Source organism: Streptomyces cavernicola (assembly GCF_029968035.1).
Lineage (GTDB): Bacteria > Actinomycetota > Actinomycetes > Streptomycetales > Streptomycetaceae > Streptomyces > Streptomyces cavernicola.
The window spans coordinates 191,965-217,613 of the sequence record NZ_JASCIQ010000007.1 but is presented as its reverse complement, the minus strand read 5'-3'; the positions used below and the strand labels follow the sequence as shown (position 1 = coordinate 217,613).

Below are 25,649 nucleotides of genomic sequence, written 5' to 3'. Positions count from 1 at the left end.
CCAAGGAGTGAGTTCGTCTGTCGACCGCCATCCTCACCGGTCAGCCGGTCCCTGGCTCGTCGCTCGAGGGCGACCTCCGGGGCCTCGGCTTCGACGTGCGGGTCGCCTCACGAGCGGCGGACGCGGAAGCCCTGCTCGCCGAGGCCCCGGCGAACGAGCGGGTCGCGCTCGTCGACGCGGGCTTCGTGGGCCATGTGCACGCCCTGCGCCTCGGCCTGACCGACCCGCGCTTCCCGGCGAGCGCGGTCCCCGGTGCCGTCACGGTGCAGCCGGCCGCCCGCGCCGCCCTGACCCGCGCCGCCCGCGCCGCGGTGCAGGACCCCGCCGGTGACACGGCCCTGCGCACCGACGTCCTGGCCGACCGGATAGCCGGAGAGCTCGACGCCGGCGACGTGCCCCTGCACCGCCCCGAGCTCGGCGCGCTCGTCGCGACCGTCCCCGCCGACCCGCAGGCCCGCAACGAGGCCCGCCAGGCCGTCGCCGCCGTGGACGACGAGGAGATCCGTCTCCGTACGGCCGTGAAGTCCCGCGACGGCTTCTTCACCACGCACTGCATCAGCCCGTACTCCAAGTACCTCGCCCGCTGGTGCGCCCGGCGCGGTCTCACCCCGAACCAGGTCACCACCGCCTCGCTCGCCACCGCCCTGATCGCGGCCGGCTGCGCTGCGACCGGCACCCGGCTCGGCTTCGTCGCCGCAGGCGTCCTGCTGATCCTCTCCTTCGTCCTCGACTGCACCGACGGCCAGCTGGCCCGCTACTCGCTGCAGTACTCGACGATGGGCGCCTGGCTCGACGCCACCTTCGACCGCGCCAAGGAGTACGCCTACTACGCGGGCCTCGCCCTCGGCGCCGCCAACGCCAGCGGCGACGACGTATGGGCCCTGGCGCTCGGCGCGATGGTGCTGCAGACCTGCCGGCACGTCGTCGACTTCTCGTTCAACGAGGCGAACGCCGACAGCATCGCCGCGACCGCCAACACCAGCCCCACAGCGGCCCTTTCGGGCAAGCTCGACAGCGTCGGCTGGACGGTCTGGGTGCGCCGCATGATCGTGCTGCCCATCGGCGAGCGCTGGGCGATGATCGCCCTGCTCACCGCCGTGACCACCCCGCGCATCACCTTCTGGTTCCTGCTGATCGGCTGCGCCTTCGCCGCCTGCTACACCACCGCGGGCCGTGTCCTGCGCTCGGTGACCCGCAAGGCGCACCGCACCGACCGCGCCGCCAAGGCCCTCGCCGACCTCGCCGACAACGGCCCGCTCGCCGACGCCTTCGCCGCGCTCAAGCCGGCCGCCGTACTGCCCGCCCCGGTCGTCGCCTTCGTCGGCGCCGCGGCCGTCGTGGCTGTGGCCGCCCTCACGTCGTACGGCAGCACTTGGGTCATCGTCGCCGCGGTGGTGTACGTGATCGCCTCCGGCCTCGCGCTCGCCCGGCCCCTCAAGGGCGCGCTCGACTGGCTGGTCCCGCCGTTCTTCCGGGCCGCGGAGTACCTCACGGTGCTCGCGCTCGCGGCCGCGGCGGACGTGAACGGGGCCTTGCCCGCGGCTTTCGGACTGGTGTCCGCGGTCGCCTACCATCACTACGACACGGTGTACCGCATCCGCGGTGACGCCGGCGCGCCGCCGCACTGGCTGGTGTGCGCGATCGGGGGGCAGGAAGGCAGAACCCTTGCGGTCGTACTCGCCGCCGCACTGCTGCCCGCACAAGGTTTCACTGTCGCGCTCACGGTGTTCGCCGTGGTCGTGGCGCTCGTGGTGCTCGTCGAGAGCATCCGCTTCTGGGTGACCGCCCACAACGAAGGCGCACCCGCCGTACACGATGAAGGAGAACCCGCATGATCGGCCTCGTCCTGGCCGCCGGCGCCGGCAGTCGGCTTCGCCCCTACACCGAGACGCTCCCCAAGGCGCTCGTGCCCGTGGTGGGCGAGGGAACCGAGAACGAGCTCTCCGTCCTCGACCTCACGCTGAAGAACTTCGCCGAGATCGGCCTCGAGGAGGTCGGCATCATCGTCGGCTACCGCAAGGAGGTCGTCTACGAGCGCAAGGCCGCGCTCGAGGCGAAGTACGGCCTGAAGCTGACGCTCATCGAGAACGACGTCGCCGAGAAGTGGAACAACGCCTACTCCCTGTGGTGCGGCCGCGACGCCATCAAGCACTCGGTGATCCTCGCCAACGGCGACACCGTGCACCCGGTCTCCGTCGAGAAGACCCTGCTCGCCGCCCGCGGCGACGGCAAGAAGATCATCCTCGCCCTGGACACGGTCAAGAACCTGGGCGACGAGGAGATGAAGGTCGTCGTCGACCCCGACAAGGGCATGCAGCGCATCACCAAGCTGATGGACCCGTCCGAGGCCACCGGTGAGTACATCGGCGTCACCCTCATCGAGGGCGAGGCCGCCGACGAGCTCGCCGACGCCCTGAAGGCCACGTACGAGCGCGACCCGCAGCTCTACTACGAGGACGGCTACCAGGAGCTCGTGAACCGCGGCTTCAAGATCGATGTCGCCCCGATCGGCGACGTGCCGTGGGTCGAGATCGACAACCACGACGACCTCGCCAAGGCCAGGGAGATCGCGTGCCAGTACTGACGAGGCTCATCCCCTCGCCGGTCGTCGTCGACATCCGCGCCGGGGCCCTGAACGACCTCGCCGGGGTCCTGGCCGACCAGCGGATCTCCTCGTCCACGGGGCGCCTGGCCATCGCGATCAGCGGTGGCTCGGGCGCCGTCCTGCGCGCCCGCCTCGAACCCTCGCTGCCCCGCGCCGAGTGGTTCGAGGTCGGCGGCGGCACGCTGGACGACGCGATCAAGCTCGCCGACGACATAAAGAAGGCCGGCCGCTTCGACGCGGTCGTCGGGCTCGGCGGCGGCAAGATCATCGACTGCGCCAAGTTCGCGGCCGCCCGGGTGGGCGTGCCGCTGGTCGCCGTCGCGACGAACCTGTCGCACGACGGACTGTGCTCGCCGGTCGCGACCCTCGACAACGACGCGGGCCGCGGCTCGTACGGCGTGCCGAACCCGATCGCGGTCGTCATCGACCTCGACATCATCCGGGAGGCGCCGGTCCGCTTCGTGCGCTCCGGCATCGGCGACGCGCTGTCCAACATCTCCGCGGTCGCGGACTGGGAGCTCGCCGCCCGCGAGCGCGGCGAGGACATCGACGGACTCGCGGCCGCCATGGCCCGGCAGGCCGGCGAGGCCGTGCTCCGCCACCCCGGCGGCGTCGGCGACGACGGCTTCCTGCAGGTCCTGGCCGAGGGCTTGGTCCTCACCGGCATCGCCATGTCGGTGTCCGGCGACTCCCGGCCCGCCTCCGGCGCCTGCCACGAGATCAACCACGCCTTCGACCTCCTCTTCCCCAAGCGCGCCGCCAGCCACGGCGAGCAGTGCGGCCTGGGCGCGGCCTTCGCGATGCACCTGCGCGGCGCCCGCGACGAGTCCGGCTACATGGCCGACGTGCTGCGCCGCCACGGCCTGCCCGTCACGCCCGAGGAGATCGGCTTCACCGTGGACGAGTTCGTACAGGTCGTGGAGTTCGCTCCGCAGACCCGGCCGGGCCGCTACACCATCCTCGAGCACCTCGACCTCAACGCCGCACAGATCAGGGACGCATACGCCGACTATGCAAAAGCCATCGGTAGCTGAGCTCCGGCCGGTCGTTCACCCCCCGGGGGTGAAGGATCGGCGGAGCGGCGAGCACTGGGCCGGCCGGCTCTACATGCGTGAGGTCTCCCTGCGCATCGACCGCCACCTGGTGAACACCAAGGTCACGCCCAACCAGCTGACCTACGTGATGACCCTCGCGGGCGCGCTCGCGGCCCCGGCGCTGCTGGTGCCGGGGATCACGGGCGCCGTGCTCGGCGTGCTCGCGGTCCAGCTCTACCTGCTGCTCGACTGCGTCGACGGCGAGATCGCCCGCTGGAAGAAGCAGTACTCGATGGCGGGCGTCTACCTGGACCGCGTCGCCGCGTACCTCTGCGACGCCGCGGTCCTGGTCGGCTTCGGCCTGCGCGCCGCCGACCTGTGGGGCTCCGGGCGCATCGACTGGCTCTGGGCGTTCCTCGGCACGCTCGCCGCGCTCGGCGCGATCCTGATCAAGGCGGAGACGGACCTGGTCGGCGTGGCCCGCCACCAGACCGGCAAGCCCCCCGTCCAGGAGTCGGCCGCCGAGCCGCGCTCCTCCGGCATGGCCCTGGCCCGCAAGGCCGCCGCCGCGCTGAAGTTCCACCGCCTGATCCTGGGTGTGGAAGCCTCCCTGCTGATCCTGGCCATCGCGGTCGTGGACAACATCCGGGGCGATCTGTTCTTCTCGCGGCTCGGCGTCGCGGTCCTCGCCGGCATCGCGCTGCTGCAGACCCTGCTGCACCTCGTGTCCATCCTCGTCTCGAGCAGGCTCAAGTGAGTACGTCCACCAAGCCCCTGAAGGTCGGCGCCGTCATCATCACGATGGGCAACCGCCCCGAGGAGCTGCGCGCCCTCCTCGACTCCGTCGCCAAGCAGGACGGCGACCGGGTCGAGGCGGTCGTGGTCGGCAACGGCTCCCCGGTCCCGGACGTCCCCGCGGGCGTACGCACCATCGAACTCCCGGAGAACCTCGGCATCCCCGGTGGCCGCAACGTCGGCATCGAGGCCTTCGGCCCCGGCGGCCGCGACGTGGACGTGCTCCTCTTCCTGGACGACGACGGCCTGCTGCCGCGCACCGACACCGCCCAGCTCTGCCGGGAGGCGTTCGACGCCGACCCCGAGCTCGGCATCATCAGCTTCCGCATCGCCGACCCGGACACCGGCGAGACCCAGCGCCGGCACGTCCCGCGGCTGCGCGCCGCCGACCCGATGCGCAGCTCCCGCGTCACCACGTTCCTCGGCGGCGCCAACGCCGTACGTACGAAGGTCTTCGGACAGGTCGGCGGCCTGCCGGACGACTTCTTCTACGCGCACGAGGAGACCGACCTCGCCTGGCGTGCCCTCGACGCGGGCTGGATGATCGACTACCGGGCCGACATGGTCCTGCACCACCCGACCACGGCCCCGTCCCGGCACGCGGTCTACCACCGCATGGTCGCCCGCAACCGGGTCTGGCTCGCCCGCCGCAACCTGCCCGCGCTGCTCGTCCCCGTGTACCTCGGGGTGTGGCTGCTGCTCACGCTCGCGCGGCGGCCCTCGAAGCCCGCGCTCAAGGCGTGGTTCGGCGGCTTCAAGGAGGGCTGGACGAGCCCGTGCGGCCCGCGCCGCCCCATGAAGTGGCGCACGGTCTGGCGGCTGACCCGACTGGGCCGACCTCCTGTCATCTGACAAGCTCTGGTCTGAGAGCATCGGGCCGACCCAGGCCCGCGGTTTCCGCTGCATCCATCCCGGCAGCGCATCTTGAAGACGAAAGTTTCCCCTTGTGAGTGAGACAACGCATGACGGTCCAGTCGCGGTGAGCGCACCACCGTCGCCCGACGACGGCCTCTCCCCGGCCGAACTCGCGGCCAAGTACGGGCTCGCGCAGTCCGGGGCCCGCCCCGGCCTGTTCGCGTACGTCGGACAGCTGTGGGACCGCCGTCACTTCATCCTCGCCTTCTCGCAGGCCAAGCTGACCGCGCAGTACAGCCAGGCCAAGCTGGGCCAGCTGTGGCAGGTGGCGACGCCGCTGCTCAACGCGCTGGTCTACTTCTTGATCTTCGGCCTGCTGCTCGGCGGCCGGGGCGAGATGCAGAACAACGTCTACGTCCCGTTCCTGGTGACCGGCGTCTTCGTCTTCACCTTCACGCAGAGCTCGGTGATGTCCGGCGTCCGCTCGATCTCCGGGAACCTGGGCCTGGTGCGCGCGCTGCACTTCCCGCGCGCCTCGCTGCCGATCTCGTTCTCGCTGCAGCAGCTCCAGCAGCTGCTCTTCTCGATGATCGTGCTGCTGCTCATCCTGATCGGCTTCGGGCACTACCCGTCCTGGTCCTGGTTCCTGATCCTGCCCGCGCTCGCGCTGCAGTTCGTCTTCAACACCGGCCTCGCGCTGATCATGGCGAGGGCCGGCAGCAAGACCCCGGACCTGGCCCAGCTGATGCCGTTCGTGATGCGTACGTGGATGTACGCGTCCGGCGTGATGTTCCCGCTCGACTACATGCTGACCAAGGTCACCGCCCCGGGCTGGATCGCCGAGGCGCTGCTCGCCAACCCGGCGGCGGTCTACATGGACCTGATGCGCGACGCGCTGATCACCGGCAACGGCGCCGAGACGCTGCCCGCGCTGCCCGAGCACGTCTGGGCGCTCGGCCTCGGCTGGGCCCTGCTGCTCGGCGTCGGCGGGTTCATCTACTTCTGGAAGTCCGAGGAGAAGTACGGCCGTGGCTGAGCAGACCTCCGAAGAAGCACAGCAGCCCCGCGTCCCGACGGTCATCGCCGACGGGCTGCACATCGTCTACCGCGTCAACGCCGGCGCCAAGGGCAAGGGCAGCGCCACCGCCGCCCTGAGCCGGATCGTCAAGCGCGGCGGCGAAGAGCGCGGCGTGCGCAAGGTGCACGCGGTCAAGGGCGTCTCCTTCACCGCGTACCGCGGCGAGGCCGTCGGCCTGATCGGCTCCAACGGCTCCGGCAAGTCCACGCTCCTGCGCGCCATCGCGGGCCTGCTCCCGGCGGAGAAGGGCAAGGTCTACACCGACGGCCAGCCGTCCTTGCTCGGCGTGAACGCGGCCCTGATGAACGACCTGACGGGCGAGCGGAACGTCATACTCGGCGGGCTCGCGATGGGCATGTCCCGCGAGCAGATCAAGGCGCGCTACCAGGACATCGTCGACTTCTCGGGCATCAACGAGAAGGGCGACTTCATCACCCTGCCGATGCGCACCTACTCCTCCGGCATGGCGGCCCGCCTGCGCTTCTCCATCGCGGCCGCCAAGGACCACGACGTCCTGATGATCGACGAGGCCCTGGCGACCGGCGACCGCAAGTTCCAGAAGCGCTCCGAGGCCCGCATCCGCGAGCTGCGCAAGGAGGCCGGCACGGTCTTCCTGGTCAGCCACAACAACAAGTCGATCCGCGACACCTGCGACCGGGTCCTGTGGCTGGAGCGCGGCGAGCTCCGCATGGACGGCCCCACCGACGAGGTGCTCAAGGAGTACGAGAAGTTCACCGGTAAGTAGCAGGTTCAGGCCACGGCCCCGCCGGACGCCTTCCGGCCGGGGTCAGGGTCTCAACTCCCGTATGAAACGGGCATGTTCGGGCGTAACGATGCGCTGCAGTGGCGCTCGGAGTACCCCCGATTACCGCCTGACGCCGTAGAACGTAAGCTGGATTGGTCGGCGGCGTGTCCGAAATAGGATGTATTGGGTTGGCAGTGTAGAACGGGAGATGTGACGGCCATGGTTACGGAAAGCTCTCCCCTCCCCAAGGCTTCCGCCGGTCCCGTCCTGGGCAGCACACGGTGACGGGAGGCCGGACGGCGCGCCCCGCCGTCCCGGAGCGCGCGACTCTGGACAAGGCTGCCGACGAGAACTTCCCGGTGGCTCCTTTCTTTCTGCCTCGCGCCTGGCGCACCGACCTCCTCGCGATCTACGGCTTCGCCCGCCTCGTCGACGACATCGGCGACGGCGACCTGGCCCCCGGCGGCGCCGACGCCCGCTTCCTCGGCCTGGACCCGGCGGCCGCCGAGGACCGGCTCACCCTCCTCGACGCCTTCGAGGCCGACCTGCGCAAGGTCTTCGGCGGCGCCCCCGGCCACCCGCTGCTCCGCCGACTCCAGCCCACCGTCCGCGCGCACCGCCTCACGCCCGAGCCGTTCCTCGGCCTGATCGAGGCCAACCGCCAGGACCAGCTGGTCAGCCGGTACGCGAGCTACGGCGACCTGCTCGCCTACTGCGAGCTCTCCGCCAACCCCGTCGGCCGCCTCGTCCTGGCCGTCACCGGCACCACGAGCCCCGAACGGGTCCGCCGCTCCGATGCCGTGTGCACTGCGCTGCAGATCGTCGAGCACCTCCAGGACGTGGCCGAGGATCTCGCGCGCGACCGGATCTATCTGCCCGCCGAGGACATGACCCGCTTCGACGTGCAGGAGTCCGACCTCGCCGCACCCGCCGCCTCCGCCTCCGTGCGGGCCCTCGTCGCGTTCGAGGCGGAGCGCGCCCGCGCCCTGCTCGCCGAGGGCACGCCCCTGGTGCACAGCGTGCGCGGCCGGCTCAGGCTGCTGCTCGCCGGCTTCGTCGGCGGCGGCCGCGCCGCACTGCGCGCCGTCGAGGCGGCCCGCCATGACGTCCTTCCCGGACCCCCCAAGCCCACCAAGGCCGGGCTGCTGCGCGAGGTCGGGGCGACCCTGCGAGGTGAGGGGTGAGCGAAACCATGGAAGCCGCAGTCGACTCGGACAAGGGCGCACAGCCATCGGCGCCGGTGCTCGCCGCCTACAGCTACTGCGAGGCCGTCACCGGCGGACAGGCCCGCAACTTCGCGTACGGCATCAGGCTGCTGCCGACGCCGAAGCGGCGCGCCATGTCCGCCCTCTACGCCTTCTCGCGGCGGGTCGACGACATCGGTGACGGCACGCTCGCCCCCGAGGTCAAGCACAGCCGCCTGGAGGAGACCCGCCGGCTCCTCGACCGGGTGCGCGAGGGCGCCGTCGACGAGGACGACACCGACCCGGTCGCCGTCGCCCTCAGCCACGCCGCGCGCACCTTCCCGATCCCGCTCGGCGGCCTCGACGAACTCATCGACGGCGTCCTCATGGACGTACGCGGCGAGACCTACGAGACCTGGGACCAGCTGAAGACGTACTGCCGCTGTGTCGCCGGGGCCATCGGGCGGCTCTCGCTCGGCGTCTTCGGCACCGAGCCGGGCGCGCAACAGGCCGAGCGCGCCCCGGAGTACGCCGACACGCTGGGGCTCGCCCTCCAACTCACCAATATCCTCAGGGACGTTCGGGAAGACGCAGAAGGCGGCCGCGTCTACCTGCCCGCGGACGACCTCGCCAAGTTCGGCTGCGCGGACGCCTTCCTCGGACCGGAGCCGCCGCGCGGCGCCGACTTCGCCGGGCTCGTGCACTTCGAAGTGCGCCGCGCCCGCGCCCTGTTCGTGGAGGGGTACCGACTGCTACCGATGCTCGACCGGCGCAGCGGCGCCTGCGTCGCCGCCATGGCCGGCATCTACCGCCGCCTCCTCGACCGCATCGAGCGCGACCCCGAGGCCGTCCTGCGCGGCCGCGTCTCGCTGCCCGGACGCGAGAAGGCGTACGTGGCGGTGCGCGGCCTCTCCGGACTCGACGCCCGGCACATCGCCCGCGAGTCCGCGAGGAGGCGCGCATGAGCGGGTACGAGCCGAAGAGCGCCGTGGTCGTCGGCGGCGGCCTCGCCGGGGTCACCGCCGCCCTCGCACTCGCCGACGGCGGCCTGAACGTCACCCTCCTCGAAGGCCGGCCGCGCCTCGGCGGGCTCGCGTTCTCGTTCCGGCGCGGCGAGCTCACCGTGGACAACGGCCAGCACGTGTACCTGCGTTGCTGCACCGCGTACCGCTGGTTCCTCGACCGGATCGGCGGCGCCGCGCTCGCCCCGCTGCAGGACCGGCTCGACGTCCCCGTGCTCGACGCCGAGCGGATGCGGCTCGGCCGGCTGCGCCGCACCGCGCTTCCGGTGCCGCTGCACCTCGCCGCCAGCCTGTCCACGTACCCGCACCTCTCCCTCACCGAGCGCGCCCAGGTGGGCCGCGCCGCGCTCGCCCTGAAGGGGCTCGACCTCGACGACCCCGCCCTGGACGCACAGGACTTCGGCTCCTGGCTCGCCGCGCGCGGGCAGTCGGCGCGGGCCGTCGAGGCGCTGTGGGACCTGGTCGGCGTGGCCACCCTGAACGCCACCGCGGGGAACGCCTCGCTCGCCCTCGCCGCGATGGTCTTCAAGACCGGCCTGCTCTCCGACCCGGGCGCCGCCGACATCGGCTGGGCCCACGTCCCGCTCGGCGAACTCCACGACACCCTCGCCCGCAAGGCCCTCGACACGGCCGGAGTGCGCGTCGAGACCCGGGCCAAGGTCGGAGGCATCTCCCGTACTACGAGCGGCGGTTGGCACGTCACGGCGGAGGGCGAGCGGATCGACGCCGACGCCGTCGTGCTCGCCGTACCGCAGCGCGAGGCGCACCAACTGCTGCCCGAGGGCGCGCTCGACGACCCGGAGACCCTGCTCTCCATCGGCACCGCGCCGATCCTCAACGTCCATGTCCTGTACGACCGCAAGGTGCTCAAGCAGCCCTTCTTCGCCGCGGTCGGCTCGCCTGTGCAGTGGGTCTTCGACCGCACCGACTCCTCCGGGTACGCGGGCGGGCAGTACCTCGCCGTGTCCCAGTCGGCCGCGCAGGACGAGATCGACGCACCCGTCGCGCAGCTGCGCGCACGCTATCTGCCCGAACTGGAGCGGCTGCTGCCCGCGGCACGCGGCGCCCAGGTCCGGGACTTCTTCGTCACCCGGGAGCGCACCGCGACCTTCGCTCCCACCCCCGGCGTCTGCCGCCTGCGGCCCGGCGCCCTTACCGAGGCACCCGGCCTGTACCTGGCCGGCGCGTGGACCGCCACCGGCTGGCCCGCGACCATGGAGGGCGCCGTGCGCAGCGGGACGACCGCGGCACGGGCAGCGCTCTCCGCCCTGAGCCGCCCCCACGACCATCTCTTTCAGGAGGCGGCATGAGCAGTAGCAGTACCGGATCAAGAGGAGAGACTGTGCCGACTGTGCCTTCGGCTGCCGGCGTCGCGGAGAACGTGGAGAGCCTCGACGGCGCCGACGACGTCGACGTCAGCGGGATGCTCGACCGTGGACGGACGATGGCCACGCCGGTGCTGCGCGCCGCCGTGGACCGCCTCGCGTCGCCCATGGACACCGTGGCCGCGTACCACTTCGGCTGGATCGACGCCGAGGGGCGGCCCTCCGACGCCGACGGCGGGAAAGCGGTGCGCCCCGCGCTCGCGCTGCTCTCCGCGGAGGCCGCGGGAGCCGCGCCCGAGGTGGGCATCCCCGGCGCCGTCGCCGTGGAGCTCGTGCACAACTTCTCGCTGCTGCACGACGACCTGATGGACGGCGACGAGCAGCGCCGGCACCGCGACACGGTGTGGAAGGTGCACGGACCGGCGCAGGCCATCCTCGTCGGCGACGCCCTCTTCGCCCTCGCCAACGAGATCCTGCTCGAACTCGACACCGTCGAGGCCGGCCGCGCCACCCGCCGACTGACCGTCGCCTCGCGGAAGTTGATCGACGGTCAGGCCCAGGACATCTCCTACGAGCACCGCGAGCGGGTCACCGTCGAGGAGTGCCTGGAGATGGAGGGAAACAAGACCGGCGCCCTGCTCGCCTGCGCCGTCTCCATCGGCGCGGTCCTCGGCGGCGCCGACGAGCGCACCGCGGACGCCCTGGAGCGCTACGGCTACCACCTGGGCCTCGCCTTCCAGGCGGTGGACGACCTGCTCGGCATCTGGGGCGACCCGGAGGCCACCGGCAAGCAGACCTGGAGCGACCTGCGCCAGCGCAAGAAGTCGCTGCCCGTGGTCGCCGCCCTGAGCGCAGAGGGCGAGGCCGCCGAGCGGCTCGGCGAACTGCTCGCCGCGGACGCCAAGGAGACCGACTTCGAGAACTTCTCCGAGGAGGAGTTCGCCGCCCGCGCCGCCCTCATCGAGGAGGCGGGCGGCCGCGAGTGGACCGCGCAGGAGGCGCGCCGCCAGCACACGATCGCCGTCGAGGCCCTCGACAGCGTGGAGATGCCGGACCGGGTCAGGCGCCAGCTGGTCGCCCTGGCCGACTTCGTCGTCGTACGGAAGAGATGATCGCCATCTTCGTCACCCGCACCCTCATATGAATCGCAGTCGCCGGCCGGTGCGCTGACCACGGCGCCACAAGCGCCACAGCACCACGGCAGCCACCGGCCGACGGCGGACCCCAGCACAGCAGCATTTCGCAATCCACGAATCTGCACGGAGGGGAAGCCATGACAGCGACGACCGACGGAAGCACCGGGGCGATTCCGCCCCGGGCGGCCGCGGCCAGGGAGACCGACGAGAGCCCCGACACGTTCGAGGCGGCCCTGCGGGCTGCCGAACGCGCCATCGAGCACCTGCTGTCCCGGCAGCACGCGGACGGCTGGTGGAAGGGCGACCTCGAGACGAACGTGACGATGGACGCGGAGGACCTCCTCCTGCGCCAGTTCCTCGGCATCGGGGACGAACGCACCACACAGGCCGCCGCCCTGTTCATCCGCGGCGAGCAGCGCGCGGACGGCACCTGGGCCACCTTCCACGGCGGGCCCGGCGAACTCTCCACCACCGTCGAGGCGTACGTCGCCCTGCGCCTGGCCGGGGACGCGCCCGAGGCCGAGCACATGGCGCGGGCCTCCGCCTGGATCCGCGCCCAGGGTGGCATCGCCGCGGCCCGGGTCTTCACCCGCATCTGGCTGGCCCTGTTCGGCTGGTGGAAGTGGGACGACCTGCCCGAACTGCCGCCGGAACTCATCTGGTTCCCGAAGTGGTTCCCGCTCAACATCTATGACTTCGGCTGCTGGGCCCGGCAGACCATCGTGCCGCTCACGATCGTCTCCGCGAAGCGGCCGGTGCGGCCCGCGCCGTTCCCGCTCGACGAGCTGCACGCCGATGCGCGCGTACCGAATCCGCCCAAGTCCCTTGCCCCGGTGGCGAGTTGGGACGGCGTGTTCCAGCGGCTCGACAAGGCGCTGCACGCGTACCAGAAGGTGGCCGTGCCCGGCGTGCGGCGGATGGCGATGCGCGCCGCCGGACAGTGGATCGTCGAGCGGCAGGAGAACGACGGCTGCTGGGGCGGCATCCAGCCCCCGGCCGTGTACTCGGTCATCGCCCTGCACCTGCTCGGCTACGACCTCGACCACCCGGTGCTCCGCGAGGGCCTAGCCTCGCTCGACCGGTTCGCGGTGTGGCGCGAGGACGGGGCGCGGATGATCGAGGCCTGCCAGTCGCCCGTCTGGGACACCTGCCTGGCTGCCATCGCGCTCGCCGACGCGGGCCTGCCCGACGACGACCCGCGCCTGGTCAAGGCCGCCGACTGGATGCTCGCCGAACAGATCACCCGGCCCGGCGACTGGTCGGTGCGCAGGCCCCGACTCGCCCCGGGCGGCTGGGCGTTCGAGTTCCACAACGACAACTACCCGGACATCGACGACACCGCCGAGGTCGCCCTGGCGCTGCGCCGGGTGCGCCACCCCGACCCCGCCCGCCTCGACGAGGCCATCCGCAGGGGCATGGACTGGACCCTCGGCATGCAGTCGAGGAACGGGGCCTGGGCCGCCTTCGACGTCGACAACACCAGCAAGTTCCCCAACCGGCTGCCGTTCTGCGACTTCGGCGAGGTCATCGACCCGCCCTCCGCCGACGTCACCGCGCACGTCGTCGAGATGCTCGCGTACGAGGGGAAGGCCGACGACCCGCGGACCCGGCGCGGCATCGCCTGGCTGCTCGCCGAACAGGAGGCGAACGGCGCCTGGTTCGGGCGCTGGGGCGTCAACTACCTGTACGGCACGGGCTCGGTGGTCCCCGCCCTGACCGCGGCAGGCCTGCCCGCGTCCCACCCGGCGATCCGGCGGGCGGTGGGCTGGCTGGAGTCGGTGCAGAACGAGGACGGCGGCTGGGGCGAGGACCTGCGGTCGTACGTCGACCCGGAGTGGGTGGCGAGTGGCGAGTCCACCGCCTCGCAGACCGCCTGGGCGCTGCTCGCGCTGCTCGCCGCGGACGAGCGGGGCTCCAAGGCGGTCGAGCGCGGCGTCGCCTGGCTCGCCGGGACGCAGAACGCCGACGGGTCCTGGGACGAGCCGTACTTCACGGGCACCGGGTTCCCCTGGGACTTCTCGATCAACTACCACCTGTACCGGCAGGTCTTCCCGCTGACGGCGCTTGGCCGGTACGTCCACGGCACGGGGCACGTGCCGGGGCACGCGCCGGGAGGCGGGGCGGATTGATGGCCGACGGTGCGGCGGAGCACGTGCCGCCGCTGCTCATCGCCTGTGCGCTGCGCATCGAGAGCCTCGCGCTGCGGACCGGGGAGCGCGGCGGTGCTGGCCTCCCGGTCACCGTCGTACGTACGGGGATGGGGCCGAAGGCCGCCGAGCGCGCGGTGACGCGTGCCCTCGATCGGCCGGATCGGGACGGGGCCGCCGTCGTCGCCACCGGCTTCTGCGCCGGGCTCGCCCCCGGCATGCACCCCGGCGATCTGGTGGTCGCCGACCGGGCCGGGGACGCGCACGGCGCCACGGCCTGCGTAGGCACCGAGATCCTGGTGAAAGAGCTGGTCAAGGCCTTGCCCGGACGGACCGTGCACACCGGGGGCCTGACCGGATCCGACCATGTGGTGCGCGGCCACGAGCGGGCCGAGCTGCTGGCCCGCGGGGCCATCGCGGTCGACATGGAGTCGTCGGCGACGCTGCGGGCGGCGGTCCGGTCGGGGGCCCGCCCGGTTGCGGCCGTACGGGTGGTCGTGGACGCTCCAGAGCATGAGCTCGTCCGGATCGGCACGGTGCGCGGTGGAATATCGGCTTTCCGTGTTCTGCGCGGAATCCTTCCGGCTTTCTATGAATGGCACCGTTCTTTGCCGCTCCCCAGGAGGTGAGCGGCTGCTCCCCAGGAGGTGAGCGCGTCATGGCCATGCCGCTGAGGCAGTCCATCAAGGTGGCTACGTATCTCTTCGAACAGAAGCTCCGCAAGCGCGATAAATTTCCGCTGATCGTCGAGCTCGAACCGCTTTTCGCGTGCAATCTGAAATGCGAGGGCTGCGGCAAGATCCAGCACCCGGCGGGCGTCCTGAAGCAGCGGATGCCGGTCGCGCAGGCCGTCGGGGCGGTACTCGAATCGGGTGCGCCGATGGTCTCCATCGCCGGCGGAGAACCGCTGATGCACCCTCAGATCGACGAGATCGTGCGGCAGTTGGTGGCCAAGAGGAAATACGTCTTCCTGTGCACCAACGCGATGCTGCTCCGCAAGAAGATGGCGAAGTTCACGCCGTCGCCGTATTTCGCGTTCGCCGTGCACATCGACGGGATGCGGGAGCGGCACGACGAGTCCGTGGCCAAGGAAGGCGTGTTCGACGAGGCGGTCGAGGCCATCAAGGAGGCCAAGCAGCGCGGCTTCCGGGTCACCACCAACTCGACGTTCTTCAACACGGACACCCCGCAGACCATCATCGAGGTGCTCAATTTCCTCAACGACGACCTGCAGGTCGACGAGATGATGCTCTCGCCCGCCTACGCCTACGAGAAGGCGCCCGACCAGGAGCATTTCCTCGGCGTCGAGCAGACCAGGGAACTCTTCAAGAAGACCTTCGCGGGCGGCAACCGGCGGCGCTGGCGGCTCAACCACTCGCCGCTCTTCCTGGACTTCCTTGAGGGCAAGGTCGACTTCCCGTGCACGGCCTGGGCCATTCCGAACTATTCGCTGTTCGGCTGGCAGCGGCCCTGCTATCTGATGAGCGACGGCTACGTGCCGACGTACCGGGAGCTCATCGAGGACACCGACTGGGACGCGTACGGCCGCGGAAAGGACCCGCGCTGCGCCAACTGCATGGCCCACTGCGGATACGAGCCGACGGCGGTGCTCGCCACGATGGGCTCGCTGAAGGAGTCCCTGCGGGCGATGCGGGAGACCGTCTCCGGGAACCGCGGCTGACCCCGCGAACGCGGCCGGCGAACGGGTCGGCCGCGACCGCCGGGAGCGGACTGCCATTCGAGAGGGGGACCGTATGACGATCCTGGAGAGCATCCGGGGACCGCAGGACCTGAAGGCACTCGACGCAGCGGAACTCGACCGACTCGCCGAAGAGATCCGGCAGTTCCTCGTGCACGCGGTGACCCGCACCGGCGGGCACCTCGGGCCCAACCTGGGCGTTGTCGAGCTGACCGTCGCGCTGCACCGGGTCTTCGACTCGCCCGTGGACCGCCTGGTCTGGGACACCGGCCACCAGGCCTATGAGCACAAGCTCCTCACCGGGCGGCAGGACTTCTCCAAACTGCGCACCTTCGGCATCCCCGAGCAGTTCCTCGCGCACGCCAAACGCGGGGAGGTCCTGGCCGACCTCGGGCTCACCCCGGTCGACGTCGCGGGGCGGATCGGGGCGAGCCTCGCCCGTATGGAGAACGCGAAGGAGAAGCGGTCATGACGGACGAGTCGACGGTTGACAGGCCTCCGCAGAGGTTCGACCTGGCCGCGCTGCTCGCCGAGCGCGGCGGCGAACGCTACGAGCTGCACGCCCGGCACCTGAACCACCAACTGCCGCGCATGCTGCACACCATCGGCTTCGACAAGGTCTACGAGCGGGCCGAGGGCGCGTACTTCTGGGACGCCGACGGGGAAGACTACCTCGACATGCTGGCCGGCTTCGGCGTGATGGGCGTCGGCCGCCACCACCCCGTCGTACGCAAGGCGCTGCACGACGTGCTCGACGCCCAGCTCGCCGACCTCACCCGCTTCGACTGCCAGCCGCTGCCCGGACTGCTCGCCGAGAAGCTGCTCGCGCACAGCCCGCACCTGGACCGGGTGTTCTTCGGCAACAGCGGTACGGAGGCGGTGGAGACGGCCCTGAAGTTCGCCCGGTACGCCACGGGGAGGCCGCGGATCCTGTACTGCGCGCACGCCTTCCACGGGCTGACCGCGGGGGCGCTCTCGGTCAACGGCGAGTCCGGATTCCGCGACGGGTTCGCGCCGCTGCTCCCCGACACCGCGATCCCGCTCGGTGATCTCGACGCGCTGGCACGGGAGTTGAAGCGGGGCGACGTGGCGGGGCTCGTCGTCGAGCCGATCCAGGGCAAGGGCGTGCACGAGCCGCCGCCCGGATTCCTGCGCGCCGCCCAGGAGTTGCTGCACCGGCACAAGGCGCTGCTCATCGCGGACGAGGTGCAGACCGGGCTCGGCAGGACCGGCGACTTCTACGCGTACCAGCACGAGGACGGGGTCGAGCCGGACCTGGTGTGCGTGGCGAAGGCGCTCTCGGGTGGGTATGTGCCGGTCGGTGCGACGCTCGGCCGGGATTGGATCTTCAAGAAGGTCTACTCGTCCATGGACCGCGTTCTGGTGCACTCCGCGAGCTTCGGCTCCAACGCCCAGGCCATGGCCGCGGGGCTCGCCGTCCTCTCGGTGCTCGAGGACGAGCAGCTGGTCGCGAACGCACGGGCCACGGGTGAGCAGTTGAAGTCCCGCCTTGCGGCGCTCGTCGACCACTACGAGCTGCTGCACGACGTACGCGGCCGTGGCCTGATGATCGGCATCGAGTTCGGGCGGCCCGACTCGCTGAAGCTGCGCAGCCGTTGGGCCGCTCTGCAGGTCGCGCGGAAGGGGCTTTTCGCGCAGATGGTGGTCGTGCCGCTGCTGCAGAAGCACCGCATCCTCACGCAGGTCTCCGGGGACCGCCTGGAGGTGATCAAGCTGATTCCGCCGCTGATCGTGGGGGAGCCGGAGGTCGAGCGGTTCGTGGCGGCGTTCACGGACGTGATGGACGAGGCGCACAGCGGGGGCGGGCTGATGTGGGACTTCGGGAGGACACTGGTGAAGCAGGCGGTCGCCAACCGGTGATCGGCCCAGTCGCGCGCCGCGGGGACAGTAGCTTTTTGCCTGTGAGGCAAAAAGTTTGCCTCACAGGCACGACCCTGGCTCAATCAACTCATGAGCCCCGCCGATCCGGAAGCGGAACCCTCGCTGCCCGCCGTCGTCGCCCCGCAGCTGCGTGAACTGCGCCGCCGCTCCGCGCTGACCCTTGAGGCCGCGGCCCGCAACGCCGGACTCTCGCCCGCCTATCTGTCCCGCCTGGAGACCGGACAGCGCCAGCCTTCGCTGCCGGTGCTGCTCGCGCTCGCGCGTATCTACGGTACGACGGTGTCCGAGCTGCTCGGCGAGACGGTCGCCGACCGGGACGCGGTGGTGCGCTCCGGCGACATGGAGCCGACCGTCGCGGGCGGCTGGACGTACTGGCAGGCGGGCGCCGCGGGCCGGGGGATGCAGGCGCTGCGCGTGCACGTCCCGCACGGCGCGCAGGGCGACATCGTCCGGGTGCACCCCGGCGAGGAGTGGCTCTACGTCCTGCAGGGCCGGCTGCGGCTGCATCTCGGGGACACCGTGCACACCCTGGAGCCCGGCGACAGCGCGCACTTCGACTCGCTCACCCCGCACCGGATCGGGGCCGCCGACGAGGGCGGCGCCGATCTCCTGTTCGTCCACACCCTGCTGCAGAGCCCGGCCGCCGCGCTGTGCCTGGGCGGCCCGACCCACGGAGACGCGCGATGACCACTGAACCCGAACCCCGGAAGACCGACCTCGGTTCACCGGCCCCCAGCTCACCGGCTCCCAGCTCCATGGAGGAGAAGTTCCCCCGGGGACTGTGGGTCCGGCTGATCATCTACGTCGCCGTGGGCCACCTCTTCGCGGCCTTCGTGTATCTGCTGTTCACGCTGGGCGGGCAGAGCCAGTGAGGGGCGGAGGGGCGGCCGTCCGCCCCTCCGGTGGGCCGCCTAGTCGAGCAGGTTGGCGCGCAGGCGCTCGCGTACCGCGGGCGTGATCTTGAGGCCCTCTTCGAGGTACCGGTCCACCGTGCCCCAGGTCTCCTCGATCGTGGTGAACGCCGCCGACAGGTACTCGGCGCGGGCGTCGAAGAGCGGGCTGAGCAGCTCCATCACCTCGGGCGACATGGCGTCGGCGGAGGTGCTGCTGCGGTGCACCTTGTAGCGGCGGTGGGCGGCGTTCGACTGGAGGTAGTCCTCCTCGATGGCCGGGCGCTCCACGCCGACCGCGAGCAGGGTGACGGCGATGGACAGGCCCGCGCGGTCCTTGCCCGCGGCGCAGTGCATCAGGGCCGGCACGCTGTCCTCGGCCATCGCGTGCAGGATGCGGCTGTGCTCGGCGGTGCGCTCCTTGATGATCGTGCGGTACGAGGCGATCATCCGGTTCGCGGCCTTGCCGTCGGAGAGCAGGGTGCGCAGCTGGGATATGTCGCCCTCGCGGACCAGCTTCCAGAACTCGGCGCCGTCGGCCGGGTCGGTCAGCGGCAGGTTCACATTGCGCACGCCGGGGAGGGCGACGTCCTGGCCCTCCAGCTTCTGGTCCGCGGCATTGCGGAAGTCGAAGATCGTGTGCAGTCCGAGCGAGGAGAGGAAGCCGGCGTCGGCCTCCGTGGCGTGCGCGAGGTGGCCGCTGCGGAAGAGGCGTCCGGCCCGGACCCGCCGCCCGTCCACGGTCGGCAGGCCGCCCAGGTCACGGAAGTTGCGTACTCCGGCGAGTTCGGGCTCTGTCGACGGGACCTGCTGCGTCACGGGGGCTCCTCCCATTCGGCCGCCGACGCTGCTCGCCGACGGGGCGCACTTCGACGATACGACACGGGTTCCCGGGGCAATCAATTGTTCGACCTGGGGTGATCCTGGCGGCGTCTCCTGCCCGGCGTCACCCTCGTCCGGTTCGCGGTCCTTCTCGCGGTCGGCCGGGACGTCGGTCGCGGCGGCTGCAATTCCTTCATAACGGCACATTCGATAGTTCGCGCTCAATGTCCGTTTCAGGGGGTTCGCGGTAACTGGCCCTGGAGTAAAGGGAGGTGGCGCATTCCGTGGTGAGCGGGATCATATTCGTGACGGTGCGTGGCGATCTCCGCCGGGTTAATTCCTTATGGCTGAACGCCGTTGAAGGACTCCCGTCCACGGAGTGTGACCGGCTTTTCGAAAAAGGATCACCGTTCCGCAATGGCCCGGGAATTGATTCCTTGTGGCCCCGCTCTTCGCTCGATTACGGTCGCCGACGTCCGGGCGGACGCCCAATCCTGCCGCCGTCCGGATTTCCGCACACCCACCCGTGCACGGCAGGAGCGGGGGACCCACGGTAAATCGCCGTATCCGGTCCACCGGAGCGGCTTGGGGTGAAGTCGCCTCACCGCGGCCGGGCATCTCCAGCCCGAACCCGACAGCTCACCTCGCAGGCGCCGGAGAGGAATTCGCCATGCCCGCGAAGGGTAAGCACCGCCGTCCCAAGTCCCTGCGCCTCACCCGTGGTTTCGCCGTCGCCGGTACCGGCTCGGCCGCGCTCGCGCTGCCGCTGCTCGGCGCCGCCGGCGCGAACGCCGCCACCCCCGAGGCCGCTCCCGCCGCCCAGAACCTGGCCCCCGAGAGCGTCCAGTCCGCCGCCCCGCAGGCCGCGGCCAAGGCCGGCGCCAAGTCGTACTCCGTCGTCTCGGGTGACACGCTCTCCGGGATCGCCGCGCAGCTCGACGTGGACGGCGGCTGGAAGCAGCTCTACAAGGACAACCGCAAGGTCGTCGGCGGCGACCCGGCGTTCATCCTGCCCGGCATGAAGCTGTCGGTCGACGGCGCGAAGGCCGAGGCCGCGCCCCAGACCAAGGCCGAGAAGAAGGCCGAGCCCGCGAAGCCCGCCAAGGCCGACACGAGCGCCGCCGACGCCGCGGCCGAGGCGAAGACCGCCGCCACGTCCGACGGCTTCACCGCCCCGGTGCAGGCGAGCATCTCCACCGCGTACCGCACCGCGGGCGGCATGTGGTCCAGCGGCTACCACACCGGCACCGACTTCGTCGTCCCGACCGGCACGCCCATCAAGGCCATCGGCGAGGGCACCGTCGTCTCCGCCGGCTGGAGCGGCTCGTACGGCAACGAGGTCGTCATCCAGCACGCCGACGGGCACTACTCGCAGTACGCCCACATGACGTCCCTCGACGTGTCCGCCGGCCAGACCGTCAGCGGCGGCCAGCAGATCGGCCTGTCCGGCTCGACCGGCAACTCCACCGGCCCGCACCTGCACTTCGAGGTCCGCACCGGCCCCGACTACGGCTCGGACGTCGACCCGCTTGCCTACCTGCGCTCGCACGGCGTCTCCGTGTGACATCACGGCGGTACGGGCTCGTCCTCGGTGTTCCGGGGGCGAGCCCGTTCGCGTACGGGACGGGGCGCGGCGTCCGGAGCGGGGGCGGCGTCAGTCGAAGAGGTCGGGCTGCTCGGCGGTGATCTGGTCCCACAGCGGCCGCAGTTGGAACCAGCCGGCCAGTGGGGTGCCGATCTGCTCGCGCACCTGCAGCGCGGTCTCGCGGTCGATGTGCTGCGGGTCGCCCGCCGCCATGGCCAGCAGCTGGGCCTGGCAGGAGCGCTCCATGGTGATGAACCACCAGGCGGCCTCCGCCACGCTCTGACCCACCGTCAGAATCCCGTGGTTGGCGAGGATCACGGCCTTGTGCGGGCCGAGCGCGGCGCCGATCCGGCGGCCTTCCTCGGTGTCGTTGACCACGCCGCGGAAGTCCTCGTAGAGCCCCTGGTCCTCGAAGAAGGCGCAGGCGTCCTGGGTGAGCGGGTCGAGCGGCCGGCGCAGCGTGGCGAAGGCCTTGCCGTGCAGCGAGTGGGCGTGCGCGGCGGCGACGGCGTCCGGGCGGGCCTTGTGCACCTCGGAGTGGATGCAGAACGCGGCCCGGTTGACCGGGTGTTCGCCCTCGACGACGGTGCCGTCGTGGTCGACGAGGACGAGGTCGGAGACCCGGATCTGGCTGAAGCTCATGCCGAACGGGTTGACCCAGAACCGATCGGGATGCTCCGGGTCCCGCGCCGTGATGTGCCCGGCGACGCCCTCGGAGAACCCGAACTTCCCGAACAGCCGGAAGGCGGCGGCCAGTTCCTGCTTGCGGTGCAGCCGCTCCTCGGCCGGCGAGTCGAAATCGGGCGGCACCATGGCCCGGAACCCCGGCGGTACGGGGCCGAGTCCGAGGTGGGGTGCGGGGGCGTCGGGCGTGCTGGTGGTGGACGTGTCCATGGGCGGACCTCCTGGGGCGCAAGGGTGCGCGGCGCAGCCGGATGCGTACTCGTATCGGATACAGATCCGTATCCGATACGGTGCTGTATCGTCGGCGCGGTCGCGTAGGCATGTCAATGCCCGGGAGGGTCACGTTGCCGAAGGGGCCCACGAAGCGGCGGCCGCAGACCACCGCACGCCTTCTCGAAGCGGCGCTCGACACCTTCGCCGAGCGCGGGTTCCACGGGGCGTCGATCGAGGAGATCTGCGAGCGGGCCGGGTACACGCGCGGCGCGTTCTACTCCAACTTCCGCACCAAGGAAGCCCTGTTCCTCGCCCTGTTCGACCTGCACGCACAGAGCGTCGTGGACCGGCTGACGCAGGCCGTCGACGCGCTCGCGGAGCTGCCCGAGGATGCCGATCCGGTACGCGCGGTGCTCACGCGGGTGAGCACCGTCGACGAGGCGGAGCGCCGCTGGTACCTGCTCTCCACCGAGTTCACCCTGCACGCCATCCGACGCCCGGAGGCGGCGCGCGCGCTCGCCGAGCACGACGGGCGGCTGCGCGCGGAGGTCGCGGGGCTCCTCGGTCGCCTCTTCGACCGCCTCGGCCGGCGCCCGACCGTGGACCTGGACACCTTGGCCCGCCTCACCACGGCCGTCCACGAGGGCTCCCTCGCCCAGAGCCTGGTCGAGCCCGACCGCCTTGCCCCGGAGGAGCTGGCGGTCACGTTCCTGCCGCCGCTGTTCGACGCGGTGTCCGAGAAGCGGCGGACGCGGCGGGCCCGGGGGTCGCGCGGGGAGACCTGACCCTCCCGCGCTCGCGCCCCCGCACCGCAGCGGACACCATGGGCAGGGCCCCCACCGGAAAGCCGGAAAGGAAGAGCCGTGCCGAAGCTCGCACCGGAACCCCAGCGCGACCCCAGGGCTGACCGGCTGCTCACGCCGGACAACTGCGTGCTCGCGCTGATCGACTACCAGCCGGGCCAGTACGGGACCGTCACCTCCTCGAGCCCGGAGGAGATCGACCTCAACGTCCGCGCCGTCGCCAAGCTGGCCACCGCGTACGAGGTGCCGGTGGTCCTGAGCACCGTGGGCGTGGACATGGGCGTCAACGAGGGCACCGCACGCGCGATCCTCGACGAGCTGCCCGGCGTCGCCGAGATCGACCGGACCGGCGTGAACGCCTGGGAGGACCCGGAGTTCCGCGCGGCGATCGTGGCGACCGGCCGGCGGAAGGTCGTCATCGGCGGCCTGTGGACCGAGGTCTGCCTGACGTTCCCGACCCTGGACATGCTCGCCGAGGGGTACGAGGTGTTCCCGGTCGCGGACGCCGTCGGCGGCATCACGCCCGTGGCCCACGACCGCGCCTTCGACCGGATGATCGCCGCGGGGGCCCGCCCGGTCACCGCGATCTCCTTCGGCTCCGAGCTCATGCGCAACTGGGCCCGCGATGACTCGGACAAGCTCCGCGAGGTCATGCGCTGGTACTTCCCCGAGCGGGACCGCCTGGGTCTCGGCACCCGCCCCTCACCGGGGCCGCACCGCTGACGGGACGGCCTGGTCGTGGAGGGGTCGCGGTGGGGTGCCGCCGGGGCGACGGCCCTCGGAATGAATCCGTCCACTTGGGACGTCAGGCCCTATTCCGGCTTGATCGACTCTTTACGCATGGCGTATATCACCAGGAGTCAACCCCTACCTACGGTGGCGTAGGTCACTTAGCGAGGTGAAAGATATGCCGACGTGGCAGACGATTCGGCACCCCTCATCAGCACCGCGGTCCCCAGCTCGTACGCGGCCATAGGCGACAGTTTCAGCGAAGGCGTCGGGGACCCCGGCCCGGACGGCGGTTTCGTCGGCTGGGCCGACCGGTTCGCCGTGCTCCTCTCCGACCGGCACCCCGAGCACACCTTCGAGTACACCAACCTCGCCGTGCGCGGGAAGCTGCTCGACCAGATAGTCGCCGACCAGGTGCCGCGGGCCAAGGAGCTCGCCCCCGAGCTGGTGAGCTTCTGCGCCGGCGGCAACGACATCATCCGGCCCGGCACCGACCCGGACGACGTCGCCGAGCGCTTCGAGCGCGCCGTGATCGACCTCAAGGAGTCCGTCGGCACGGTCATGGTGACCACCGGCTTCGACACCCGCGGCGTGCCCGTCCTGCGGCACCTGCGCGGCAAGATCGCCACGTACAACGCCCATGTGCGCGCGGTCGCCGACCGCTACCGGTGCCCCGTCCTCGACCTCTGGTCGCTGCGCTCCGTGCAGGACCGCCGCGCCTGGGACGGCGACCGGCTGCACCTCTCGCCCGAGGGCCACACCCGCGTCGCGCTGCGCGCCGCCCAGGTGCTCGGCCTCGACGTCCCGGTCGACCCCGACCAGCCGTGGCCGCCGCTGCCGCCGCGCGGCACCCTGGAGGAGCGGCGCGACGACATCCAGTGGGCCCGCGAGTACCTGGTGCCCTGGATCGGGCGCAGGCTGCGCGGCGAGTCCTCCGGCGACCACGTCTCGGCCAAGGGCGTCGTGGACCCGTACATCCTCAAGTCCCAGTTGGAATCGGCCAGTTGAAAGGTCGTACGGATCCCGCCGATCGCGCGGGTCGGAGGGGCGCGGCGGTCACGCCCCGGAGCGGGCGTCCCGCAGGTCGCAGGAGTCCTTGAAGCCCTGGCTGGTCAGACCGAGCGCCGAGTTGTAGCGGGAGCGCAGGTTCTCCACCGCGACCAGCATCGTCAGCTCGACGAACGCCGGCTCGCCCAGGCGGCCCGTGAGCCGCGCGGCCAGCTCGTCCGAGACCTCGGGCGGGTTGGCGGTCATGGCCTCCGCGTACTCCATGACGTCCCGCTCAACGTCCGAGTAGACCTCGCTGTCGCGCCAGGTCGGCACGTCCCTGAGCTTGCGCTCGTCCATGCCGCGCCCGTGCTCCTTCCAGTACCCGAAGTCCATGCACCACGAGCAGCCGATCGACGCCGCCGAGGCCATCACCGCAAGCGCCTTCAGATCCGCGTCGAGCTTGTCCCACCGGGCCACGGCCTGCTCGAACCGCAACTGCGCCCACAGCAGCCTCGGGTGGTGCCCGGACGCCTTCACCGGGTCCATGACCCTGCCGTACGCGCGCGTGCAGTACCACTGCACGAAACGGTTGAGGACGGTCTCGGGCGGGGTCAGGGAAATGCGGGCCATGGGGTCGCCTCCAGATGCGGAACGGGTCGTACGGAGCTGCCGTACGGGTCGGTCGTACGGGCCCGTGCGGCTTTCGCCTCTGTGACGGATCACGGTGGGCGGAACGTGACATCGCCCGCCGCGGCGGGCGTCGCGGAGCCGTCCCGTGGGCGGAATCCTTCGCGGCTCCGGCGCGTTGACGAGGCATGACGACAGGAGACGAGCACCAGGACGCCCTGCTGAAGCTGCTCACGGAGTACGCCGGAGGGGTGCTGGTCACGCTGCGGCGCGACGGCCGCCCTCAACTGTCCAACGTCAACCACCACTACGACCCGCAGGCGCGCGTGCTGCGGATCTCCGTCACCGACGACCGGGCCAAGACCCGCAACCTTCGCCGCGACCCCCGGGCCTCGTACCACGTCACGAGCGCCGACCGCTGGGCCTGGACCGTCGTCGAGGGGACCGCCGAACTCACCCCAGTGGCCGAGGACCCGTACGACCAGACCGTGGAGGAGCTGATCCGGCTCTACCGCGACGTCCGCGGCGAGCATCCGGACTGGGACGACTACCGCGCCGCGATGGTGCGCGAGCGGCGGCTCGTGCTCAGCATCCCGGTCGAGCGCGCCTACGGGCAGCCCGCCGGGTGACGGGGGCGGGCCGCGCGACGAGAGGCGTACGGGGACCGGCCTAGGGCCGCGCGACGAGAGGCGTACGGACCGGCCCAGGCCCGCCGGGGCCGCCGGGCACGGGAGGCGTCCACGAGGCGTTGTCATACCGGCCGCCCATAATGAAAACCT

General features: G+C 71.3%; 25 protein-coding genes, 1 pseudogene and 1 riboswitch. Of the genes and pseudogenes, 23 read left to right on the top strand and 3 right to left on the bottom strand.

Annotation, left to right across the window (positions count from 1 at the left end):
* Positions 1–17 precede the first annotated feature (17 nt).
* The 18 genes and pseudogenes from QIS96_RS09415 (at position 18) to QIS96_RS09330 (ending at position 18,399) form a co-directional block, all read left to right on the top strand.
* Positions 18–1,835: a DUF5941 domain-containing protein gene (locus tag QIS96_RS09415; RefSeq protein ID WP_282542008.1), complete on the top strand. Its 1,818-nt coding sequence runs from the start codon at positions 18–20 to the stop codon at positions 1,833–1,835.
* Positions 1,832–2,584, top strand: coding sequence for a phosphocholine cytidylyltransferase family protein (locus QIS96_RS09410; protein WP_282541980.1), 753 nt, complete (start codon positions 1,832–1,834; stop codon positions 2,582–2,584). Before QIS96_RS09415 ends, QIS96_RS09410 begins: the two co-directional genes overlap by 4 nt.
* A complete protein-coding gene (locus tag QIS96_RS09405; RefSeq protein WP_282541979.1) occupies positions 2,572–3,639 on the top strand; it encodes an iron-containing alcohol dehydrogenase family protein in 1,068 nt (355 codons plus the stop codon). The genes QIS96_RS09410 and QIS96_RS09405 overlap by 13 nt, the downstream gene beginning before the upstream one ends.
* Entirely contained in the window at positions 3,617–4,396 is a 780-nt protein-coding gene (locus QIS96_RS09400; protein ID WP_282541978.1) for a CDP-alcohol phosphatidyltransferase family protein, read from the top strand. The genes QIS96_RS09405 and QIS96_RS09400 overlap by 23 nt, the downstream gene beginning before the upstream one ends.
* A gap of 44 nt (positions 4,397–4,440) precedes the next feature.
* Positions 4,441–5,286, top strand: coding sequence for a glycosyltransferase family 2 protein (locus tag QIS96_RS09395; protein WP_282542007.1), 846 nt, complete (start codon positions 4,441–4,443; stop codon positions 5,284–5,286).
* Between the two features lie 94 nt (positions 5,287–5,380).
* Positions 5,381–6,325 carry an ABC transporter permease gene (locus QIS96_RS09390; RefSeq protein WP_282541977.1) on the top strand — a complete coding sequence of 315 codons (945 nt, stop codon included), beginning with the start codon at positions 5,381–5,383 and terminating at the stop codon, positions 6,323–6,325.
* On the top strand, positions 6,318–7,112 hold the full coding sequence (locus tag QIS96_RS09385) for an ABC transporter ATP-binding protein (protein ID WP_282541976.1): 795 nt from the start codon (positions 6,318–6,320) through the stop codon (positions 7,110–7,112). Before QIS96_RS09390 ends, QIS96_RS09385 begins: the two co-directional genes overlap by 8 nt.
* A 281-nt stretch (positions 7,113–7,393) precedes the next feature.
* Complete coding sequence (gene hpnC / locus QIS96_RS09380) at positions 7,394–8,296, top strand: squalene synthase HpnC (protein ID WP_282541975.1); 903 nt, start codon at positions 7,394–7,396, stop codon at positions 8,294–8,296.
* A gap of 8 nt (positions 8,297–8,304) precedes the next feature.
* Positions 8,305–9,261, top strand: coding sequence for a presqualene diphosphate synthase HpnD (gene hpnD, locus QIS96_RS09375; protein ID WP_282541974.1), 957 nt, complete (start codon positions 8,305–8,307; stop codon positions 9,259–9,261).
* Positions 9,258–10,628, top strand: a complete 1,371-nt coding sequence (hpnE, locus tag QIS96_RS09370) for a hydroxysqualene dehydroxylase HpnE (RefSeq protein WP_282541973.1) — start codon at positions 9,258–9,260, stop codon at positions 10,626–10,628. Before hpnD ends, hpnE begins: the two co-directional genes overlap by 4 nt.
* Positions 10,625–11,755: a polyprenyl synthetase family protein gene (locus QIS96_RS09365; RefSeq protein WP_282541972.1), complete on the top strand. Its 1,131-nt coding sequence runs from the start codon at positions 10,625–10,627 to the stop codon at positions 11,753–11,755. Before hpnE ends, QIS96_RS09365 begins: the two co-directional genes overlap by 4 nt.
* 161 nt (positions 11,756–11,916) lie before the next feature.
* Positions 11,917–13,908, top strand: a complete 1,992-nt coding sequence (shc, locus tag QIS96_RS09360) for a squalene--hopene cyclase (RefSeq protein ID WP_282541971.1) — start codon at positions 11,917–11,919, stop codon at positions 13,906–13,908.
* On the top strand, positions 13,908–14,555 hold the full coding sequence (locus QIS96_RS09355; RefSeq protein WP_282541970.1) for a phosphorylase family protein: 648 nt from the start codon (positions 13,908–13,910) through the stop codon (positions 14,553–14,555). The genes shc and QIS96_RS09355 overlap by 1 nt, the downstream gene beginning before the upstream one ends.
* A 29-nt stretch (positions 14,556–14,584) precedes the next feature.
* The gene (gene hpnH, locus QIS96_RS09350) at positions 14,585–15,607 is read left to right on the top strand and encodes an adenosyl-hopene transferase HpnH (RefSeq protein WP_282541969.1); all 1,023 of its coding nucleotides are present in this window, start codon (positions 14,585–14,587) and stop codon (positions 15,605–15,607) included.
* A 73-nt stretch (positions 15,608–15,680) separates the two neighbouring features.
* Positions 15,681–15,962 (top strand): annotated as a pseudogene (locus QIS96_RS09345) (1-deoxy-D-xylulose-5-phosphate synthase N-terminal domain-containing protein); the annotation flags it as partial.
* Positions 15,963–16,093: 131 nt separating this feature from the next.
* The gene (locus tag QIS96_RS09340) at positions 16,094–17,506 is read left to right on the top strand and encodes an aspartate aminotransferase family protein (protein ID WP_282541968.1); all 1,413 of its coding nucleotides are present in this window, start codon (positions 16,094–16,096) and stop codon (positions 17,504–17,506) included.
* Between the two features lie 90 nt (positions 17,507–17,596).
* Complete coding sequence (locus QIS96_RS09335) at positions 17,597–18,214, top strand: helix-turn-helix domain-containing protein (RefSeq protein WP_282541967.1); 618 nt, start codon at positions 17,597–17,599, stop codon at positions 18,212–18,214.
* A 68-nt stretch (positions 18,215–18,282) separates the two neighbouring features.
* On the top strand, positions 18,283–18,399 hold the full coding sequence (locus QIS96_RS09330; RefSeq protein ID WP_282542006.1) for a DUF6126 family protein: 117 nt from the start codon (positions 18,283–18,285) through the stop codon (positions 18,397–18,399).
* A gap of 39 nt (positions 18,400–18,438) precedes the next feature.
* Here QIS96_RS09330 and QIS96_RS09325 read toward each other — a convergent pair whose 3' ends face one another.
* Positions 18,439–19,236, bottom strand: a complete 798-nt coding sequence (locus QIS96_RS09325; RefSeq protein ID WP_282541966.1) for a tyrosine-protein phosphatase — start codon at positions 19,234–19,236, stop codon at positions 18,439–18,441.
* A 510-nt stretch (positions 19,237–19,746) separates the two neighbouring features.
* Positions 19,747–19,905, top strand: a riboswitch (cyclic di-AMP (ydaO/yuaA leader).
* A gap of 4 nt (positions 19,906–19,909) precedes the next feature.
* Here QIS96_RS09325 and QIS96_RS09320 point away from each other — a divergent pair.
* On the top strand, positions 19,910–20,803 hold the full coding sequence (locus QIS96_RS09320) for a LysM peptidoglycan-binding domain-containing M23 family metallopeptidase (protein ID WP_282541965.1): 894 nt from the start codon (positions 19,910–19,912) through the stop codon (positions 20,801–20,803).
* Between the two features lie 90 nt (positions 20,804–20,893).
* Here QIS96_RS09320 and QIS96_RS09315 read toward each other — a convergent pair whose 3' ends face one another.
* A complete protein-coding gene (locus QIS96_RS09315) occupies positions 20,894–21,637 on the bottom strand; it encodes a class II aldolase/adducin family protein (protein ID WP_282542005.1) in 744 nt (247 codons plus the stop codon).
* 215 nt (positions 21,638–21,852) lie between these two features.
* Between QIS96_RS09315 and QIS96_RS09310 the strand changes: the two genes are divergently transcribed.
* The 3 genes from QIS96_RS09310 (at position 21,853) to QIS96_RS09300 (ending at position 24,261) form a co-directional block, all read left to right on the top strand.
* Positions 21,853–22,506: a TetR/AcrR family transcriptional regulator gene (locus tag QIS96_RS09310; protein WP_282541964.1), complete on the top strand. Its 654-nt coding sequence runs from the start codon at positions 21,853–21,855 to the stop codon at positions 22,504–22,506.
* Between the two features lie 78 nt (positions 22,507–22,584).
* Positions 22,585–23,247 (top strand): isochorismatase family protein, encoded by a 663-nt coding sequence (locus QIS96_RS09305; RefSeq protein WP_282541963.1) that lies wholly within the window; start codon positions 22,585–22,587, stop codon positions 23,245–23,247.
* A gap of 192 nt (positions 23,248–23,439) precedes the next feature.
* Positions 23,440–24,261 carry an SGNH/GDSL hydrolase family protein gene (locus QIS96_RS09300; protein WP_282541962.1) on the top strand — a complete coding sequence of 274 codons (822 nt, stop codon included), beginning with the start codon at positions 23,440–23,442 and terminating at the stop codon, positions 24,259–24,261.
* Positions 24,262–24,309: 48 nt separating this feature from the next.
* Here the strand turns inward: QIS96_RS09300 and QIS96_RS09295 are convergent, their stop codons facing one another.
* Positions 24,310–24,873 (bottom strand): carboxymuconolactone decarboxylase family protein, encoded by a 564-nt coding sequence (locus QIS96_RS09295; protein WP_282541961.1) that lies wholly within the window; start codon positions 24,871–24,873, stop codon positions 24,310–24,312.
* 185 nt (positions 24,874–25,058) lie between these two features.
* Here QIS96_RS09295 and QIS96_RS09290 point away from each other — a divergent pair, with 185 nt between their 5' ends.
* Positions 25,059–25,499 carry a PPOX class F420-dependent oxidoreductase gene (locus QIS96_RS09290; RefSeq protein WP_282541960.1) on the top strand — a complete coding sequence of 147 codons (441 nt, stop codon included), beginning with the start codon at positions 25,059–25,061 and terminating at the stop codon, positions 25,497–25,499.
* Positions 25,500–25,649 lie beyond the last annotated feature (150 nt).

What these genes read in the sequence shown, in the direction of transcription:
- QIS96_RS09410 (WP_282541980.1), top strand. Translation starts at nt 1,832, where the DNA reads ATGATCGGCCTCGTCCTGGCCGCCGGCGCCGGCAGTCGGCTTCGCCCC.
- QIS96_RS09400 (WP_282541978.1), top strand. Translation starts at nt 3,617, where the DNA reads ATGCAAAAGCCATCGGTAGCTGAGCTCCGGCCGGTCGTTCACCCCCCG.
- QIS96_RS09395 (WP_282542007.1), top strand. Translation starts at nt 4,441, where the DNA reads ATGGGCAACCGCCCCGAGGAGCTGCGCGCCCTCCTCGACTCCGTCGCC.
- hpnD (WP_282541974.1), top strand. Translation starts at nt 8,305, where the DNA reads ATGGAAGCCGCAGTCGACTCGGACAAGGGCGCACAGCCATCGGCGCCG.
- hpnE (WP_282541973.1), top strand. Translation starts at nt 9,258, where the DNA reads ATGAGCGGGTACGAGCCGAAGAGCGCCGTGGTCGTCGGCGGCGGCCTC.
- QIS96_RS09365 (WP_282541972.1), top strand. Translation starts at nt 10,625, where the DNA reads ATGAGCAGTAGCAGTACCGGATCAAGAGGAGAGACTGTGCCGACTGTG.
- shc (WP_282541971.1), top strand. Translation starts at nt 11,917, where the DNA reads ATGACAGCGACGACCGACGGAAGCACCGGGGCGATTCCGCCCCGGGCG.
- QIS96_RS09355 (WP_282541970.1), top strand. Translation starts at nt 13,908, where the DNA reads ATGGCCGACGGTGCGGCGGAGCACGTGCCGCCGCTGCTCATCGCCTGT.
- hpnH (WP_282541969.1), top strand. Translation starts at nt 14,585, where the DNA reads ATGGCCATGCCGCTGAGGCAGTCCATCAAGGTGGCTACGTATCTCTTC.
- QIS96_RS09340 (WP_282541968.1), top strand. Translation starts at nt 16,094, where the DNA reads ATGACGGACGAGTCGACGGTTGACAGGCCTCCGCAGAGGTTCGACCTG.
- QIS96_RS09335 (WP_282541967.1), top strand. Translation starts at nt 17,597, where the DNA reads ATGAGCCCCGCCGATCCGGAAGCGGAACCCTCGCTGCCCGCCGTCGTC.
- QIS96_RS09330 (WP_282542006.1), top strand. Translation starts at nt 18,283, where the DNA reads ATGGAGGAGAAGTTCCCCCGGGGACTGTGGGTCCGGCTGATCATCTAC.
- QIS96_RS09320 (WP_282541965.1), top strand. Translation starts at nt 19,910, where the DNA reads ATGCCCGCGAAGGGTAAGCACCGCCGTCCCAAGTCCCTGCGCCTCACC.
- QIS96_RS09315 (WP_282542005.1), bottom strand. Translation starts at nt 21,637, where the DNA reads ATGGTGCCGCCCGATTTCGACTCGCCGGCCGAGGAGCGGCTGCACCGC.
- QIS96_RS09295 (WP_282541961.1), bottom strand. Translation starts at nt 24,873, where the DNA reads ATGGCCCGCATTTCCCTGACCCCGCCCGAGACCGTCCTCAACCGTTTC.
- QIS96_RS09290 (WP_282541960.1), top strand. Translation starts at nt 25,059, where the DNA reads ATGACGACAGGAGACGAGCACCAGGACGCCCTGCTGAAGCTGCTCACG.